General features: G+C 26.6%; 16 protein-coding genes. 3 read left to right on the top strand and 13 right to left on the bottom strand.

Annotated elements, in window-relative coordinates; genetic code table 11:
• Position 1: 1 nt before the first annotated feature.
• The 4 genes from ATH_RS00310 to ATH_RS00295 are packed head-to-tail and all read right to left on the bottom strand — an operon-like array spanning position 2 to position 5665.
• On the bottom strand, positions 2-3088 hold the full coding sequence (locus tag ATH_RS00310; RefSeq protein WP_066390012.1) for an efflux RND transporter permease subunit: 3087 nt from the start codon (positions 3086-3088) through the stop codon (positions 2-4).
• A gap of 3 nt (positions 3089-3091) precedes the next feature.
• Positions 3092-4087, bottom strand: coding sequence for an efflux RND transporter periplasmic adaptor subunit (locus ATH_RS00305; RefSeq protein WP_066176228.1), 996 nt, complete (start codon positions 4085-4087; stop codon positions 3092-3094).
• Positions 4084-5280, bottom strand: a complete 1197-nt coding sequence (locus tag ATH_RS00300; RefSeq protein WP_066176231.1) for a TolC family protein — start codon at positions 5278-5280, stop codon at positions 4084-4086. Before ATH_RS00300 ends, ATH_RS00305 begins: the two co-directional genes overlap by 4 nt.
• A gap of 1 nt (position 5281) precedes the next feature.
• The gene (locus ATH_RS00295) at positions 5282-5665 is read right to left on the bottom strand and encodes a FixH family protein (RefSeq protein WP_066176233.1); all 384 of its coding nucleotides are present in this window, start codon (positions 5663-5665) and stop codon (positions 5282-5284) included.
• A 150-nt stretch (positions 5666-5815) separates the two neighbouring features.
• On the opposite strand from ATH_RS00295, the gene ATH_RS00290 reads away from it, so the two are divergent.
• Complete coding sequence (locus tag ATH_RS00290; RefSeq protein ID WP_066176239.1) at positions 5816-6700, top strand: DMT family transporter; 885 nt, start codon at positions 5816-5818, stop codon at positions 6698-6700.
• Here the strand turns inward: ATH_RS00290 and ATH_RS00285 are convergent, their stop codons facing one another.
• From ATH_RS00285 to hisF, 9 genes are all read right to left on the bottom strand, one after another.
• Complete coding sequence (locus tag ATH_RS00285) at positions 6701-7483, bottom strand: AraC family transcriptional regulator (RefSeq protein ID WP_066176241.1); 783 nt, start codon at positions 7481-7483, stop codon at positions 6701-6703. It lies immediately after the preceding gene.
• 15 nt (positions 7484-7498) lie between these two features.
• Positions 7499-8590: a sensor histidine kinase gene (locus ATH_RS00280; RefSeq protein ID WP_066183232.1), complete on the bottom strand. Its 1092-nt coding sequence runs from the start codon at positions 8588-8590 to the stop codon at positions 7499-7501.
• A 37-nt stretch (positions 8591-8627) separates the two neighbouring features.
• Positions 8628-9287 carry a response regulator transcription factor gene (locus ATH_RS00275; RefSeq protein WP_066176243.1) on the bottom strand — a complete coding sequence of 220 codons (660 nt, stop codon included), beginning with the start codon at positions 9285-9287 and terminating at the stop codon, positions 8628-8630.
• A gap of 35 nt (positions 9288-9322) precedes the next feature.
• Positions 9323-9604, bottom strand: a complete 282-nt coding sequence (locus tag ATH_RS00270) for an RNA recognition motif domain-containing protein (RefSeq protein WP_066170746.1) — start codon at positions 9602-9604, stop codon at positions 9323-9325.
• Between the two features lie 52 nt (positions 9605-9656).
• Complete coding sequence (gene gltX / locus ATH_RS00265) at positions 9657-11066, bottom strand: glutamate--tRNA ligase (protein ID WP_066182166.1); 1410 nt, start codon at positions 11064-11066, stop codon at positions 9657-9659.
• A 118-nt stretch (positions 11067-11184) separates the two neighbouring features.
• The gene (gene rlmN / locus ATH_RS00260; RefSeq protein ID WP_066182163.1) at positions 11185-12264 is read right to left on the bottom strand and encodes a 23S rRNA (adenine(2503)-C(2))-methyltransferase RlmN; all 1080 of its coding nucleotides are present in this window, start codon (positions 12262-12264) and stop codon (positions 11185-11187) included.
• Positions 12264-12815, bottom strand: a complete 552-nt coding sequence (locus tag ATH_RS00255) for a phosphorylase family protein (RefSeq protein WP_066182161.1) — start codon at positions 12813-12815, stop codon at positions 12264-12266. Before ATH_RS00255 ends, rlmN begins: the two co-directional genes overlap by 1 nt.
• The gene (locus tag ATH_RS00250) at positions 12812-13504 is read right to left on the bottom strand and encodes an SIMPL domain-containing protein (RefSeq protein WP_066182158.1); all 693 of its coding nucleotides are present in this window, start codon (positions 13502-13504) and stop codon (positions 12812-12814) included. The genes ATH_RS00255 and ATH_RS00250 overlap by 4 nt, the downstream gene beginning before the upstream one ends.
• Before the next feature lie 2 nt (positions 13505-13506).
• Complete coding sequence (hisF, locus tag ATH_RS00245) at positions 13507-14268, bottom strand: imidazole glycerol phosphate synthase subunit HisF (protein WP_066182155.1); 762 nt, start codon at positions 14266-14268, stop codon at positions 13507-13509.
• Between the two features lie 70 nt (positions 14269-14338).
• Here hisF and rsmA point away from each other — a divergent pair, with 70 nt between their 5' ends.
• Positions 14339-15136 (top strand): 16S rRNA (adenine(1518)-N(6)/adenine(1519)-N(6))-dimethyltransferase RsmA, encoded by a 798-nt coding sequence (gene rsmA, locus ATH_RS00240; protein ID WP_066182152.1) that lies wholly within the window; start codon positions 14339-14341, stop codon positions 15134-15136.
• Positions 15120-17150, top strand: coding sequence for a ribonuclease J (locus tag ATH_RS00235; protein ID WP_083190909.1), 2031 nt, complete (start codon positions 15120-15122; stop codon positions 17148-17150). Before rsmA ends, ATH_RS00235 begins: the two co-directional genes overlap by 17 nt.
• Positions 17151-17153 lie beyond the last annotated feature (3 nt).

The raw sequence follows: 17153 nt of genomic DNA, 5'->3' as shown, positions 1-17153 counted from the left end.
ATTATGCTCTTTTGTTTTGATTATTTCTCATAAAAATATAAAATATTGCTGGTATTATAAATAGTGTTAAAATTGCAGAACTAAGCATCCCACCAATCATTGGTGCTGCAATTTTTTGCATTATTTCACTTCCTATTGAATCAATATACATAATAGGTATAAGTCCTCCTAAAATTGCAAAAAGTGTCATTAGTTTTGGTCTTAATCTTAAAACTGCACCTGAAAATATTGCATTTCTCAAACTATTGTCATCACTATCTTGCATATTTTTTACAGCTTCATCAAGATATAAAATCATAACAATAGATGTTTCAGCAGCAACTCCAAGAAGTGCTAAGAAACCTACAACAACTGCTATTGATACATTATAACCCAATAAATCAATATAAAACATTCCACCACTTAAAGCAAAAGGAAGTGTTAAAAATATTATTAAAGAGTATTTTAAATTCTTCAAAGCTAAATATATGAGTATGAAAATAAATACCAATACTAAAGGAATAATATAACTTAATTTTTGAGTTGCATGTTCTAACAACTCACTCTCTCCTGACCACTCATAATAGTAACCACTTGGAAGCTCTATATCTTCTAATAATTTAGAAGCTTCTTCTTTATACTGTTTTATACTAACACTATCTTTTGGACTAATATAAACATATGCAACTTTTAAAGCCTTTTCTGATTGTATTATTGATGGACTCTCTTCATAATTTAACTTTGCAAAAGTTTTTAATGGTTTAAATCCTAAATCAGTTTTAATTTGAAGATTTTCTAAAGAGAATATATCTTCTCTGTTTTTTGCTTCATATCTTAATGTAATTGGATATCTCTCAAGCTTATCCAAGAATAGATTTAATGTTTCTCCACCTACTCCCAAAGATAAAGCTTGTAAAATTGTATCTCTTGTAATCCCATATCTTGATATTTGTTCATCATCTATTTCTACATTTAAATAGTAACCTTGATTTATCTTATCAGCACTTACTGTCATTGTTCCTTCATATTTTTTTAATATTGCTTCAATATTACTACTTTGTTCTTGTATTATTTTTAAATCATTTCCATATAGTTTTATTCCAAGTGGTGTTCTAATTCCTGTTAAAAGCATATCAATTCGTCCTTTAATAGGATAAGTCCATGAATTTACTAATCCTTTTACTTGAAGTTTTTTATCCATTTCATAAATTAATTTTTTATATGTCATTCCTTCTCTCCACTGTGATTGTGGTTTAAAAGTAATAATAGTTTCAAGCATTGCTAAAGGTGCTGGATCTGTTGCACTATCTGCTCGTCCAGCCTTTGCAAATGCACTTTCTACTTCTGGGAATGATTTTATTACCATATTTGTTTTTTGTGCTAACTCTTTTGCTAAATCAACTCCAATTCCATATGGAGTTACAGGCATATACATAAATGTTGCTTCATTTAAAGATGGCATAAATTCCCATTTTAATTTACTATAAGTATAAACTCCAAAAATAATACCTACAAAGAATAGGGCAACAAATAGGTATTTTATTCTTAAAGTTAATCTTAACATTGGAGAATATGCTTTTATAAAGAATCTATTTATAATATTTCTATCTTCACTTATAATTTTTCCTTTTATAAAGAATATCATCAAAATAGGAACTAAAGTTATTGATAATATTGCACCACCTAACATTGCAAAAGTTTTTGTAAATGCTAAAGGAGAGAATAGTTTTCCTTCTTGACCACTAAGTGCAAAAATTGGTAAAAATGATACAACTACAAGTAAAAGTGCAAAAAATATTGGTCTTCCTACTTGTTTTGCTGAAGATAAAATGATCTCTATTCTATCTTGATTTGAGATATTCTCTTTTCCTTGAAGATGTTTATGAGCATTCTCAACCATTACAATAGTTGCATCAACCATAGCTCCAATTGCAATAGCTATTCCACCCAAACTCATAATATTTGAGCCAATATCAAAAAGCTTCATAAGTAAAAATGTAATTAAAACAGTCAAAGGAAGAGTTATGATTATAATCAAAGCACTTCTAAAATGAAATAAGAATAGGGCAACAATTAGCATAACTATTATAGATTCTTCAATAAGTGTTCTTTTTAAAGTATCTATTGCAGCATCAATTAATGAAGTTCTATCATAAACCTCAACAACTTCAATTCCATCAACTTTTAGAGTTTCAAGTTTTGTTTTCACACTTTTTATAACACTATGAACATCTGCTCCATATCTTGTTATTACAATTCCACCAACAACTTCACCTTCTCCATTTAGCTCAGCAACTCCTCTTCTTTCATTTGAAGTTATATTTACTTCTGCTATATCTTTTATTTTTAAAGGAGTATTATTTAAAACTTTTATTGTGATATTTTCTATATCAAACTTATTTTTTAAGTATGCTCTTGCACTAACTATATTTTCATATCCATTTTCTAATATAATTCTTGCTCCACTATCATTATTATTCGCTAGAACTGCATTTTGTATATCATCTATACTTAAATCATATTGTACTAATCTATCTTGATTTAATGTTATCTCATAATTTCTAACAAATCCTCCAACACTAGCAACTTCACTAACTCCATCAACCCCTAAAAGAGCAAATTTATAAAAATAATCTTGTAAAGTTCTTAGCTCATCTAAACTTTTTGTTGAAGATTTTAAAGCATATTGATAAGCCCATCCAACTCCTGAAGCATCTGGTCCAAGCTTAACTTTTGCATTTTTAGGAAAAGTTCCTTGAAGAGTTGATAACTGCTCAAGAATTCTACTTCTTGCATCATATAAATCATATCCATCTTTAAAAATAATATATATCATTGAATTTGAAAAGCTACTCATAGCTCTAATTGTTTCAATATTTGGCAAACTCATAAGATTTGAAATAAGAGGATAAGATATCTGCTCTTCAATAGTTTTTGCACTTTGATTTGACCACTCAACTTCTAATATTACTTGATTTGCTGACATATCAGGCAAAGCATCAAGATTTGTATTCTTTATAGCCCAAAATGATGCAAAACATAGAATAATAGAGAAAAAAAGTACTAAGAATCTATTTTTAATACTTAAATCTATAATTTTTTCAACCATATCCTACCACTCCTCATCATTTACATCATAAAGCCTATTTGTCATAGCATCTGCATCATATAAAAACAATGAGTTATTTATAACTTCATCTTCTTTACTTATTCCACTATATACTTCATATAGCTCTTTTGAAACTCTTTTAGCTTCTATTTTCTTTGGTTCAAAATCTCCATTTGATTTTGGAATAAATACAAAGTATTCATCTGCTCTTTTAATAACTGCACTTCTAGGAAGAGATAAAACTTCTCTCTCTTCTTTAATTAGCTCAACTTTACCAAACATTGATGGAAGTATATTTCTTGATTTATTATCAATAATAAATCTTATATCAACAGTTTTTTTACTATCATCAATAACTGGATAAATAAAATCAACTTTTGCATTAATAGGATTTTCTAAACCATCTAGTTTTATATTTGCTTTCATATTTGTTTTTATAAAACTCAAATCTTCTTGATAAACAGAAGCTATAAACCATAAACTATCTATTTGGCTTATTTGAAATATTGTTTTACCTTTTTCAATAAAACTTTGATTATTTACATTCTTTTGTGTAATTATTCCATCAACATTTGATTTAACAAAAACATCTTTATTGTTTGATTTAATCAATCTTTCTTGCTCGTTTTTATCAATATTTAGATTAATTAACTTTCCAGAAACTTTATTCTCAATATCTTTATTAATCTCTTTTGCAATCTCTAATTCAGCAATAGAAGAGCTAATTTCAGGAGAATAAATCTTATATAAAAGTTCTCCTTTTTTTATATCCATATAATTTTTATTTGTATTTAAATATGTAATATATCCATCAAATCTACTTACAATATCCACAACTTTACTTTCATCAATTTTAGTAAGTCCATAAAAACTTTTGCTTTGAGTTATTTTCTTCTCTTTTGCTTTTATTTTTTCTATATTGAATAACTGTTTTGCATCTAAAATCTCTGCAAAATTGTATTGCAGTAGTAAAAATAGGATTAGTAATATTTTTTTCATTTTATACCTTTGTTTGAATAATAAATAAGTTCACTATAATTTTCGAAATATTTTGCTAACTCTTCATTTGCTTTTAATTCATAAGAGATTAATTCATTTAAATTCTTTAAATTATCACCAAAACTAAGTTTTGAATAAGCCACAAACTCTTCTAATACTTTTTGAAGTTTAATCTTCTTTGGAATTATCTCTTCTTGTAAAAGAGCTAAATTCTTTCTTGATAATTCTATATTATTTAGTAAAATCTTATTTTGTAACTTTAAATTATGAACTTGACTCTGCTCTTTATTTTTTATCTCACTTGAGTTTATTTTTGCTTTTAATTTATTGATATTTTCTGTGTTATATATAGGAAGAGGAAAATTAATCATAACATTCGCCCAGTTTTGTTCATCATCTTGCATATATTCTAAACTAAGAGTTAGTTCTGAAAACTTTTTCGCATCTTCTAGTTTTGAATAGCTATTTTGTTTTGTACTTTCAACTCTTAGTATCTCTATTTTAGGATGATTCGTTTGGAAATCTTTTAATAAACTATCATCTATCTCTTTTAAAGCTATATTATCTTCAATTTTATCCACATTTAAATATGTAATTAATTCCAAATTTAAATACAAATTTGATATCTGATTCTCTAACTCATTTTGTAAAACTTCAACATCATAATTTGAAATTTCACTATTTAATAGCTCATTAAAAGTCACTTTATCACTTTCATACATTTTTAAATATTGATCTTTTACTCTTTGAAGGTTTTTTTGATACTCATTTAATAACTCTCTTTTATTTTCTAAAACTAAAATTGTATAAGAGTATTGATATATCTTTGATTCTAGTTCCAACTTTTTATCTTCAAGCTCAAGTTTCTTTATCTCTTCATCTTTTTGTGCTATATCTTTTTCTAAAGATAGCTTACTTCCTATTGGAATTGTTTGAGATAGACTAACTCCATACTCTTTATTCATTTTCATTGCATTATCATCTTTATGTAAGCTAATGTTATTTAGCGAAAACCCAAGAACTGGGTTTTGCCATTTTTTAACTCTGCTTAGCTCTTTTGAAGCAATCTCAATTGAATTTTCCAAACTTCTTATATCGTAATTTTGTTCTAAAGATTTAGAAACTATCTCATCTATTGTTAGAGCATAGATAAAATTACATATGATAAAAAGAGCCAAAACTATTTTTTTCATCTTAGAAACTCACACTACTTTTAATTGATTGAACTTTCCCATCAGATGTTTTAAATCTAATATTATATTGCCATGTTCCATCCATACAAAAATTAATATGAAATTTGTATAAATCTTTATCAAATTTTCCTTCTCCATCATGTTCCATATATGGCATTCCTGGCATCTCTGGCATAAAGAACTTTACTCTTAATTGAGCATCATTAACAATTTTCCCATCTTTTGTGATTTTTGCAAAAAACTCGTTGCTTCCTGCACTTAAATCTCTTTTACTTGTAAGTTCAAGTTCATATCCATCTACATTAAACTTCTCTTGCATAGCATTTGCATTTAAGAAACTCAATCCTAAAAATAGTCCTAGTAATACTTTAATTACACTTTTCATTCTTAATCCTTTTTTTGATTTATGGAAATTTAGCATTTATTATGTGTAGTTTGTGTGTAGTTTCTAGCTTAAATGAAGTGCAATTTTATTCTATTCAAAAAAAAAATTAAACTATATACTTCTATTCTATTTTTAAAATAAGGATAATTTATGATTAAATATTTACCATTTATTCTATTTTGGACTCTTGGAATTATTTGGGGTGCAAACTTTATATATATGAAATGGGCAAGTGAACTTCTAAGTGAAGAACAAGCTGTTCTAATAAGAGTTTTATTTGGATTTATTCCAATATTTTTATATGCTTTATATTTAAAAGTTTTAAGATTTGAACATCTAAAATATAGTTTTCATTTTATTATTATGTCTTTACTTGGAACTTCAATATATTACTTCTTTTATATGAAAGGTGCAGCTTTACTTCTTTCAGGAGTTGCTGGTGCGATAAGTGGAACAATACCTTTATTTACTTTTATTTTAGCAACTATATTTATAAAAGATCAAAAGATTAGTTTAAATCTGATTTTAGGTATTTTAGTGGGTTTTTCAGGAGTTATTTTAATATCAAAACCATTTGATACTCAACTTTTTGAAGCAAACTTTGAAGGTATTATATATATTTTACTTGGTTCTTTTATATTAGCATCATCATTTGTATATGCAAAAAGATTTTTATCTCCTTTAAATATTCATTTTGCAGCTTTAACAACATACCAATTAGGTTTTGCTTTTATAATTTTAGCTATTGTTACAGATTTTACAAATATTGAGAATATATTATCAGATACTCATATTTTTTATGGAACAATAATTGGTCTTGGTTTCTTAGGAACAGGAATAACAACTATTCTTTACTACTATTTAATACAAATTATTGGTCCTGTAAGAGCATCATCAGCTACTTATATTCCACCTGCAATTGCTCTATTTATAGCTTATTTTCTTGTTGATGAAAACATTGTCTTACTTGATTTAATAGGAACTATTCTTATATTCTCAGGTGTATTTTTAATAAATAAAAAGAAAAAGAATTAACTATTTTATTGAAGATATATAATCAAAAGGGGTTATTCCATAAACCCTTTTGAATAGTCTATTAAAATGTGATAAATCAGAAAAACCAAACTCCACAACAGCACCATAAAGATCTTTTGTTGAATCTAAATATTTCTTGGCATGATTTAATTTTGTATTTAAAAAGTATTGATAAGGAGTTATTCCTGTATTTAACTTAAATCTTCTAATAAATTGAAATTTTGAGATATTTAACTCATCTGATATTTGTTCTAGATTTAATATATTCTCAAGCTCATAATATATCATCTCTTTTGATTTCTCTATAAAAATTTTATCTTTATTATAAGTGTAAATTAAATCTTTATTTGAAAAATTATCTACTACATTTAATACTAATTCTCTACAAAGAAGCTCATTCTCTTGATTTAAAATAGCATTTGAAAGCTTTATTAAATCATCTTTTAACTTTTCATTATAAGTTAATGATGTAGAAAAATTTATCTTCTCTTTTCTTTTCATAGCTTCCATAAGAAGCTCTTCTTTGATTAGAAGCATTATATATTCATATTTCCCTAGCTTACTTTCATGTATTTGATCTGGATTAAATATTGTAACTCCATTTTTGTAAGAAATTATAGAAGAACCATCTAATATATATTTTTGTTCACCTTTTAAAGTGATACCAAAGTGATACTCTTCGTGTGAATGCTTTTTTAAAATTAAATTATTTATATCTGCTTTTAAGGCTGTAATTCCTAATTTATTCTTATATGTAAGTATGTCTTTTGCTTTGTTCTGCATATTTATCTCTTTATTTTAAAAGATAAGTTTAAAAGTTGAGCCATTATTCTTAATAGACTCTATCTCTAGTTTAATTTTGTAGTTTGTACATATCATATTAACAATATTTAAGCCTAATCCAAAACCACCACTTTGAGTTGTTGCTCTGTAATATCTTTTAAAAATATCATCTATTTTATCTCTATCTATTCCTATTCCACTATCTTTTATCTCTAAACTATTATCATTTAAGATTATTTCTATATCTCCACCCATTTTATTATATTTAATTGCATTTGAGATTAGATTATTAAATACTCTTATAAAATCATCTCTATCTATTTTATAAGAAAATTCTTTTAAATTAAACTTCACTTTTATTTTTTTCCTTGAAATCATAGGCTCAAAAGCTATAATTTCTTCTTCAATGATTTTCTTTAAGTCTAACTCTTCTTCAATTCTTTTATTTTTATTATCTAAAAAAAGATAAGTCAAATCACTATAAATTTCACTCACTCTTTTTGCACTTAATTTTATTCTCTCAATCTGTTTCTCACTTAAATTTTTATCTTGACTTGACATTATAATTGCACTAATTGGAGTATTTAACTCATGAGTTGTATCTTTTATAAAGTTATTTAACCTATCTCTTTCATCTTCTATTGGCTTTAGAAATAACTTTGCTAAACTATATCCAACTAAAGAGATAATTAAATATACAAGTATAAATATAATAAATATTTGATATTTCAATGATGTAATTCTACTATTTAAACTAAAGTCTTCTAAAACAATATACCAAATACCCAAATGTCCAACAGTTGAATTATCTATTAATTTTATTTTCTCTTCATTATAAAAAAACCCTATATCTTCATTTAATTCATCATTAAATGAACCAAACAAATACTCTTTTTCTTTGTTATAAAAAGCAATTTTATATTCATTATTATTTAAAATATTATCTTTGTTAAACTTTTTATTACTCATATGAGATACTATTATCTCATTTGATGCTTTTGAAACAAGAGTTTGCATATTTGATTTTACTAAATCAATATATAATGTTTTCTCATTTTGATAGTAAAAAAATAGTGATAAAAGAAGTAAAATAAAAGAAGATCCCAAATAAAGACTTAGAAATCTAAAAAAACTTTTTTTTTCTTTAGATGTTAATTTTATAACCAACTCCTCTAATATTCAATATCAAGTGGTCACCCAGGATTTTTCTTAAATTCTTTATATAAGTTCGGATAGTACTAGCTTCTATACTATCTTCATATGACCATATATTGTTTATAAGTTCATCTATACTAACCACTTTTTGATGCTTAGTATAAAGATAAATTAATATATCAAACTCTTTTTTTGTTATATTAAAATTATTTCCATCTTTTCTTATACTTAAGTTATCAAGATCTAAGATTAAATTATCTTTTAATTTAATCTCTTTTTTTATTCCTATATTAAATAATCTTTTTATATTACTAACTCGTAAGTCAAGCTCTTTTAACTCAAAAGGTTTTTTTATATAATCATCACATCCACTATCAAAACCTTTTTGCATATCTTCTATCATATTTAATGATGTTATAAATATAGCTGGAGTTGAAATATTCTTATCTCTTAACTCTTTTAGTAAGTCAAAGCCATTTTGATCTGGAACATTTACGTCTAAAATTAACAAATCAAAACTTTCAGAATATAAATATTCTATGGCTTCATTCGCAAAAAAGGTAGTTGTAACTTCGTAATTCTGTTTTTTTAAGTGTTCTTCTAAGATTTCATTTAAGATTAAATCATCTTCTAGAAGTAAGATTTTCATTTTTTAAAGTGGGGTTTTCACCCCAGTAATTTAGACTAGAATTCTCTTCTTGGTCTACTATCTCTTGGTCTATCTTCTTTTGGTTTAGCTTCATTTACTCTTAAAGTTCTACCATCAGTCTCTTTACCATTTAGAGCTTCGATCGCAGCATTTCCAGCACTAGCTTCTTCCATTTCAACAAATGCAAAACCTTTTGATCTTCCAGTTTCTCTATCCATAATTATTTTTGCACTTTTAACTGCACCAAACTTAGCAAATACTGCTTCTAAATCTTTATCGCTCATTTTATACGATAAATTACCTACGTAAATGTTCATATTTTTTATCCTTTGAAAAAGTTAGATATTATGCCTTAAAAAAAAATCTAAATCAAGAGTTTTTAAAATTTTTTTCCAATGCTAGAATAATTCTTCTCTCAACTTCATCAAATCCTAGTATAAAAAGTATATCATATACCGATGGTGCCTGTGTTCCACCAGTTAATGAAATTCTTATTGGTTGAAAAATTTGTGGGAATTTTAATCCTTTTTCACTAATAAAAGGTTTTGTAATGTTCTCTAACTCTTCAATATTTGAGAATTTACCTTGATTGTTTCTTAAAAGTTCAAGATATTCTTTTAAAATATCTGCACTATCTTCTTTTATAAATTTACTTACTCCATTTTCATCATAAGATTTTGGTGCGTTTATTATATCTTCTATTGATTTCTTTAATTCTACAACTGTATTTGCTCTTTGTTTAGAAAGATTTAAAACTTCTTCTTTTTTAGAATAATTACTTAAATCTAAATCAAAAAACTTCAACTCTTCTATAAGTCTATTATTTGATGAATTTTTAATATATTCACTATTTAACCAAAGTAGTTTCTCTGCATTATAAGCTGATGCTGATTTATTTATATTTTTTGGATCAAATAGTTTTAACATTTCCTCCATAGAAAAAATCTCTTGATCTTTGTTTGACCAACCAAGTCTAACTAAAAAATTCAATAATGCCTCAGGAAGATATCCTGTTCTTTTATAATCCATTACATCCATTGCACCATCTCTTTTTGATAGCTTTTTACCTTCTGGATTATTTATCATTGGAACATGATAAAAATTTGGATGTTTTACTCCTAGTGCATTATAAATTACTATCTGTTTTGGAGTATTTGATAAGTGATCATCACCTCTAATTACATCTGTCATATTCATTAACATATCATCAATAGTTACAACAAAATTATATGTAGGCATTCCATTACTTCTTGCAATTACAAAATCATCTACAAATGAAGCATCAAATTTCATATCACCTTTTACTCCATCAACAAACTCTATTGTTCCTAATCTTGGTGCTTTTATTCTAATAACAGGTTCTACTCCCTCAGGAATAACTGGTAAAACTTTTCCATCTTCTGGTCTCCAAGTACCATCATATTTTGGAGTTTGTTTTGCTTCTTCTTGTTTTGCTCTTATACTATCAAGTTCTTCTTTGCTCATATAGCACTTATAAGCATTCCCATTTTCTAAAAGTTTATTTATATACTCTTTGTATATTTTTGTTCTTTGTGATTGATATTCTACCTCATCATCATATGATAATCCAACCCATTCAAAAGCTTCTATAATAGCACCTAATGCTTCTTGACTATTTCTAGCTAAATCTGTATCTTCAATTCTAAGTCTAAAAACTCCACCATTTCTTCTAGCCCATAAATAACTATAAAGAGCTGTTCTTAATCCACCAATATGTAAATATCCTGTTGGACTTGGGGCAAATCTTGTTATAACCATTTTATTCTCCTACTCTTTATCTTTATTTTCTTCTTTATTATGCATATAAAAACCTACTACACTTATAATTACAACAACTACTAAAAAAACCAAAAGTCCTATTTCAAGTATTGCCATTTTAATCCTTTTTTATATCTTTTTCTCTTAATTGCCCACATGCAGCACTAATATCTAAACCTTTTGATTCTCTAATTGTACAAATTACACTTTTACTATTTAGGAAATCTTTGAATTTCATCATATCACTTTCTAAAGGTCTTTGATAAGTTGTTCCAGTATATGGATTAAAATATATTAAATTTACTTTTGCTTGAATTCCATCAAGAAGTTTTACAAGTTTCTTCGCAGCTTCAAGACTATCATTTTTATTTTTTATAACCAAATATTCAAACATAACTTTCTTTCTTGTATCCACAGGAAATGCTTTAACTGCTTCAATAATACTTGCAATATTATAAGCTTTATTCATAGGAATTAATTCACTTCTTAGCTCATCATCAACAGCATGAAGTGAAATTGCAAGTTGAATTTGTAAATCTTTTTCTCCAAGTTTCTTAATCTTACTTGCAATTCCAGATGTTGAAACAGTTTGTCTTCTTCTACTTATTGCTAAGCCATCAAGTTCTGAAAAGATTTCAACAGCTTTTACAAAATTATCAAAATTATCAAGCGGTTCACCCATTCCCATATAAACAATATTTAAAGCTTTATTTTCAGCTATATTATTATCTTTTTTTATGTGAACTATTTGAGCTATATACTCTCCAACTGTAAGATTTCTTACAAATCCACCTTTTGCAGTTAAACAAAAACTACAACCAACCTTGCATCCAACTTGACTAGAGATACAAACTGTATATTTTTCACTTCTTACAATTTGTCCATCTTCATCTACTTTCTTATCTTTCATTAGAAGTAAAACTGCTTCAATAGTAAGATTATCTCTTAATTTAAAAAGATATTTTATACTTCCATCACTACTTTGCTCTTTTTTTATAATTTGCATTATATCAATTGGATAGTTGTTTTTTAAATCCTCAATCAACTCTTTTGGAAGATTTTTCATATCATCATATGATTTTGCATATTTTTTATACAACCAATTATATACTTGTTTTGCACGAAATGATGGCTTTAATTTTTCTTTTAACTCTTCTAATGTGTAATCATAAATTGATATTTCATCAAATTTTGCCACTATTTTGCCTCTTTTGCTTTTATTATATTTTTCTCTTCTAAGTATTTGATTAATTTTTCCATTGCTTCTTTGTGGTTCTTTATAAAATCTTCATGAGCATTTTCATCTGTATAGTTTGTAACTACAAAAATACCAAATGCTGGTATTTCAAACTCTTTTGCTACACTTAAAACTGAAAAGAACTCCATATTTTCTAACTCTAAATTATATTCTAAAAACTCTTTTGAAAGCTCTTTATTTGTGTTTATATAGTTTGAACTATTTACTATAACTTCACTTTTTGTAAAATTTGTACCAATTTCGATTATATTATCAAGTGGTGTATATGAAAAGTTTTGAACATAACTTAACTCTACATTACTAGCACTTTTTGATTCAACAATATCAAAAATATTATGTTTTCCATAACTTCCTGCACTTCCAATAAATAAAATAAATTCTGGTCTATTAAAAAGACAAATTTTTGTAAGATTTATTGAACTTTCAATCAAACCAACTCCAATCTCTTTTGCAAATTGGAATCTTTCATTTCTTCCTGCACATACTATCATTTGCATTCCATTGTAAAATTTGAATCTACTTTTATATCTTGTTCATTGTTTAATGGAGCTATATTACTAATATTCATATCTTCATTATCACTAATCATCATAGGAGAACTATACATTTTTGTTCTTGCAATTGGGAAAAATGCTTCTTCAAATATATTTACACTTTTTAATTCACATCTCTTTGATAATTTTTTTGATAACTCTTTTGAGTACTCTGTTATCCAAATTAAAGATTCAATTCTTAATTCATTTGTCACATTTTCTTTTAATTTATTACTAAAATCCCAAGATAAGTTTGAGATATTAACTTTTAAATCATTTGAATCATTTTTATAGTTTATAATTTCACTTATAAATTTATTTACAGCTTTATCATTTTTTGAACTTACATAGAATCTAGTTTCTCCTACATATCCTCTAAAATGTTGCTTATTTTCTATATATTCATATTTTGGAATCAAATTATAATTTGTATTCTTTATAGAAATATTTTTCTTATTCTTTAACAAATTATTAAATTTCTCAATCTCAATATTTATACTCTTTTCATCTTGTTTTTCTACTGTAAATATTATATTTGTTGCTAATATATCTGCTTTTACACTTTTTGTAAAACTTTTATTAAGATTTACATCATAAGAAAAAGCCAAAATCGGCAAAGCTATTGTACTTATTATTAATTTTCTCAAATTTATATCCTTACATTTATATTATTACTTTTTAGATATTTCTTTAAATCCATAATATCAACTTCTTTATAGTGAAATATTGAAGCTGCTAAAGCCGCACTTGCTCCAGTATCAAAAACATCTTTAAAGTGTTGCATATTTCCAGCACCACCACTTGCAATAACTGGAATATCTAAAGCTTGAGAGATTTGTTTTGTTATATCTAGATCAAATCCTTGTTTTACTCCATCATTATCCATTGAAGTAAGTAATATTTCTCCTGCTCCTCTTTCTTGAACCTCTTTCGCCCAAGATAAAGCATTTAGTCCTGTATCTTCTCTTCCACCTTTTACAAAAACATGATATGAACCATCAGAAACTTTTTTAACATCAATAGCAACAACAATACATTGGCTTCCAAACCTTTTTGAACCATCATTAATTAAATTTGGTGTTTTAACTGCACTTGAATTTATAGATATTTTGTCACAACCAACATTTAATAATGCATATATATCTTCCAAAGTTCTAATACCACCACCAACCGTTAATGGAATAAAAACCTCTTTTGCAACATTTTTTACTATATCAACAATAGTTCCTCTATTCTCTACACTTGCACTAATATCTAAAAATGTTAATTCATCTGCACCTTCATCATTATATCTTTTTGCTATTTCTACTGGATCTCCAGCATCTTTTAAACCTATAAAATTTACACCTTTTACAACTCTTCCATTGTTTACATCAAGGCATGGGATTATTCTTTTTGTTAGATTATTCAAATAAAATTCCTTAAAAATTAGTTAAAAATATTACCTAATTGTAAGTTAAAAAAAGATATAATCATCAATTATGAAAAAAGTAAAAGCAAAAAAAGAGTTCGGACAAAATTTTTTAAAAGATAGTTCAGTCCTAGATAAAATCATCGAATCGATGCCCCATAACAATAATCATATTGTAGAAATTGGGCCTGGATTAGGTGATTTGACTAAGAACTTAGTCAAATACAAAGGTGTGACAGCTTATGAGGTTGATACTGATTTAATCGGTATTTTGAAAGAAAAATTTGCAACAGAGATTCAAAAAAATCAATTTGACTTAAAGCATATTGATGTATTAATGGCTTGGGATGAGCTAAAATCTCTACATAGTAGTAAATATGACTTAATAGCAAACTTACCTTACTATATTGCAACAAATATTATATTAAGAGCATTTGAAGATGAACTTTGTGAACACATAGTAGTTATGGTTCAAAAAGAGGTAGCAGAGAAATTTACTGCAAAAGTTAATGATAAAGAATATTCATCTTTGGCAATAATTACACAAAATATTTCTAAAGATTCAAAAATTCTTTTTGATGTTCCACCCGAAGCATTTGACCCAATGCCAAAGGTTACTTCTTCAATCCTTTATATAAAAAAAGATTTATCAACTAAAATTGATAATGTTTTTAATAAATTTTTAAAAAATTGTTTCTCACAACCAAGAAAGAAACTATCTAAAAATCTTAGTTCTATTTTTGATAAAGAAATTATTTTAGAAATTTTTAAAGACTTAAATATAAATGAAAATATAAGACCTCATGAACTTGATGCATCTTTGTATAGCCAAATGTATACAAAGGTAAAAAATGGAAAATATAAATAAAGAAGAGATTTCTACTGAAACTACAAGTGAAAGTACAAATCAAGTTAAACAAAACTATAAACCAAGAGAGCCAAGACAAGCTCGTGAACCTAGAGCTCCAAGAGCACCTAGAACAACAAATAAAGATGTAAAAGAGAATAATACTACATCTAATGATGAAATAAATAATGATTCTTCAGATAAAAAACCTGAATTTAAAAAAAGAAGACCATCTAAACCAAGAGTTTTTAATAATAAAAACCTACCACTTTCAGGCGATGGTTGGACTAATGATTTAAAAAAATCATATATGATAAATGAGAAAATTCATAAAGATAGATTAAATCCTCACTATAAATTAAATCTAAATACAAGTGCTAAGCTTAGAATTACTCCACTTGGTGGATTAAATGAGATTGGTGGAAATATGATGGTTGTTGAAACTGAAAATGAAGCAATTATTGTAGATGTTGGAATGAGTTTCCCAGATGCAGATATGCATGGAGTTGATATTTTAATTCCTGATTTCACATATTTAAGAGAGATTAAAGACAAAATTGTAGCTGTAATTATAACTCACGGTCACGAAGACCATATAGGTGCAATGCCATATTTATATAAAGAGATGCAATTTCCTATTTATGGTTCACCACTTCCTTTAGAGATGATTGGAAGTAAATTTGATGAACATAAAATGAGAGAGCATAGAGCACTTTTTAGAGCTATAAATAAAAGAGTTCCAATTAAAATAGGTAATGATTTTGAAGTTGAGTGGATGCATATTACTCACTCAATTATTGATTCATCAGCAATTGCCATAAAAACAGCTGCTGGAACAATGATTCATACAGGAGATTTTAAAATAGATCATACTCCTTATGATGGTTTTCCAACTGATATTCATAGACTTGCTCATTATGGTGAAGAGGGTGTTTTAGTTTTAACTTCTGATTCAACAAACTCTCATACACCAGGTTTTACAAAAACTGAAAAAGCAGTTGCTCCTACATTTGAAAGAATATTCTCGACAACAAAAGGTAGAGTTATTATGAGTACTTTCTCTTCAAATATTCATAGAGTTGCACAAGCTATTGAAAAAGCTCTAAAATATGGAAGAAAGATCTGTGTTATAGGTAGATCTATGGAGAAAAACCTAGACATTGCAATGACTTTAGGTTATATTAAATTTCCAAAAGATCAATTCATAGAAGCTCATGAAGTTGGAAAATATAATGATAATGAGATTATGATTGTAACAACAGGAAGCCAAGGTGAATCTATGAGTGCCTTGTATAGAATGGCAATTCATGAACATAGACATATCAAAATTAAACCTGAAGACCAAATAATTTTATCTTCAAAAGCAATTCCAGGAAATGAAGGAAGTGTTTCTGAGATTATTAATCATCTTTTAAAAGCTGGAGCAAATGTTGCTTATCAAGATTATAGTGATATTCACGTATCTGGACATGCTGCTCAAGAAGAACAGAAATTAATGCTAAGACTTGTTAAGCCTAAATTCTTTTTACCTGTTCATGGGGAATACAATCATGCTTTAAAACACTCTCAAACAGGTATTGATTGTGGTGTTTTAGAAAGAAATGTTTACATCATGGCTGATGGTGAACAAGTTGAAGTTAGTCCAAAGTATCTTAAAAAAGTAAGATCTGTAAAAAGTGGTAAAGTATATATTGATAATACTTTAAATCATAAAATTTCTGATGATGTTGTTATTGATAGACAGAATATGGCAAAAGAGGGAATTGTAATGATTGTTGCTCAAATCAATGAAAATGATAAGACATTAGCTGCTAAACCAAAAGTTGCTAGTTTCGGTTTGATTTCTGATAAACAAGATAAATTCTTTGTTAAGGAAATTGAAGATATTCTAGCTCTATTTGTTGAAAATGTTAAACCAGGTGTATTCAAAAACAGTAGAATTTTAGAAGATGAATTAAGAAAAGTAGTAAGAAAACATTGTATAAGAAAATATAAAAAATATCCAATGATTGTTCCTACAATATTTGTACAATAAGGT

The sequence above is a fragment of the Aliarcobacter thereius LMG 24486 genome (assembly GCF_004214815.1).
GTDB lineage: Bacteria > Campylobacterota > Campylobacteria > Campylobacterales > Arcobacteraceae > Aliarcobacter > Aliarcobacter thereius.
The sequence above is the reverse complement of the archived record's forward strand: the minus strand, read 5'-3'. Positions and strand labels throughout refer to the sequence as shown.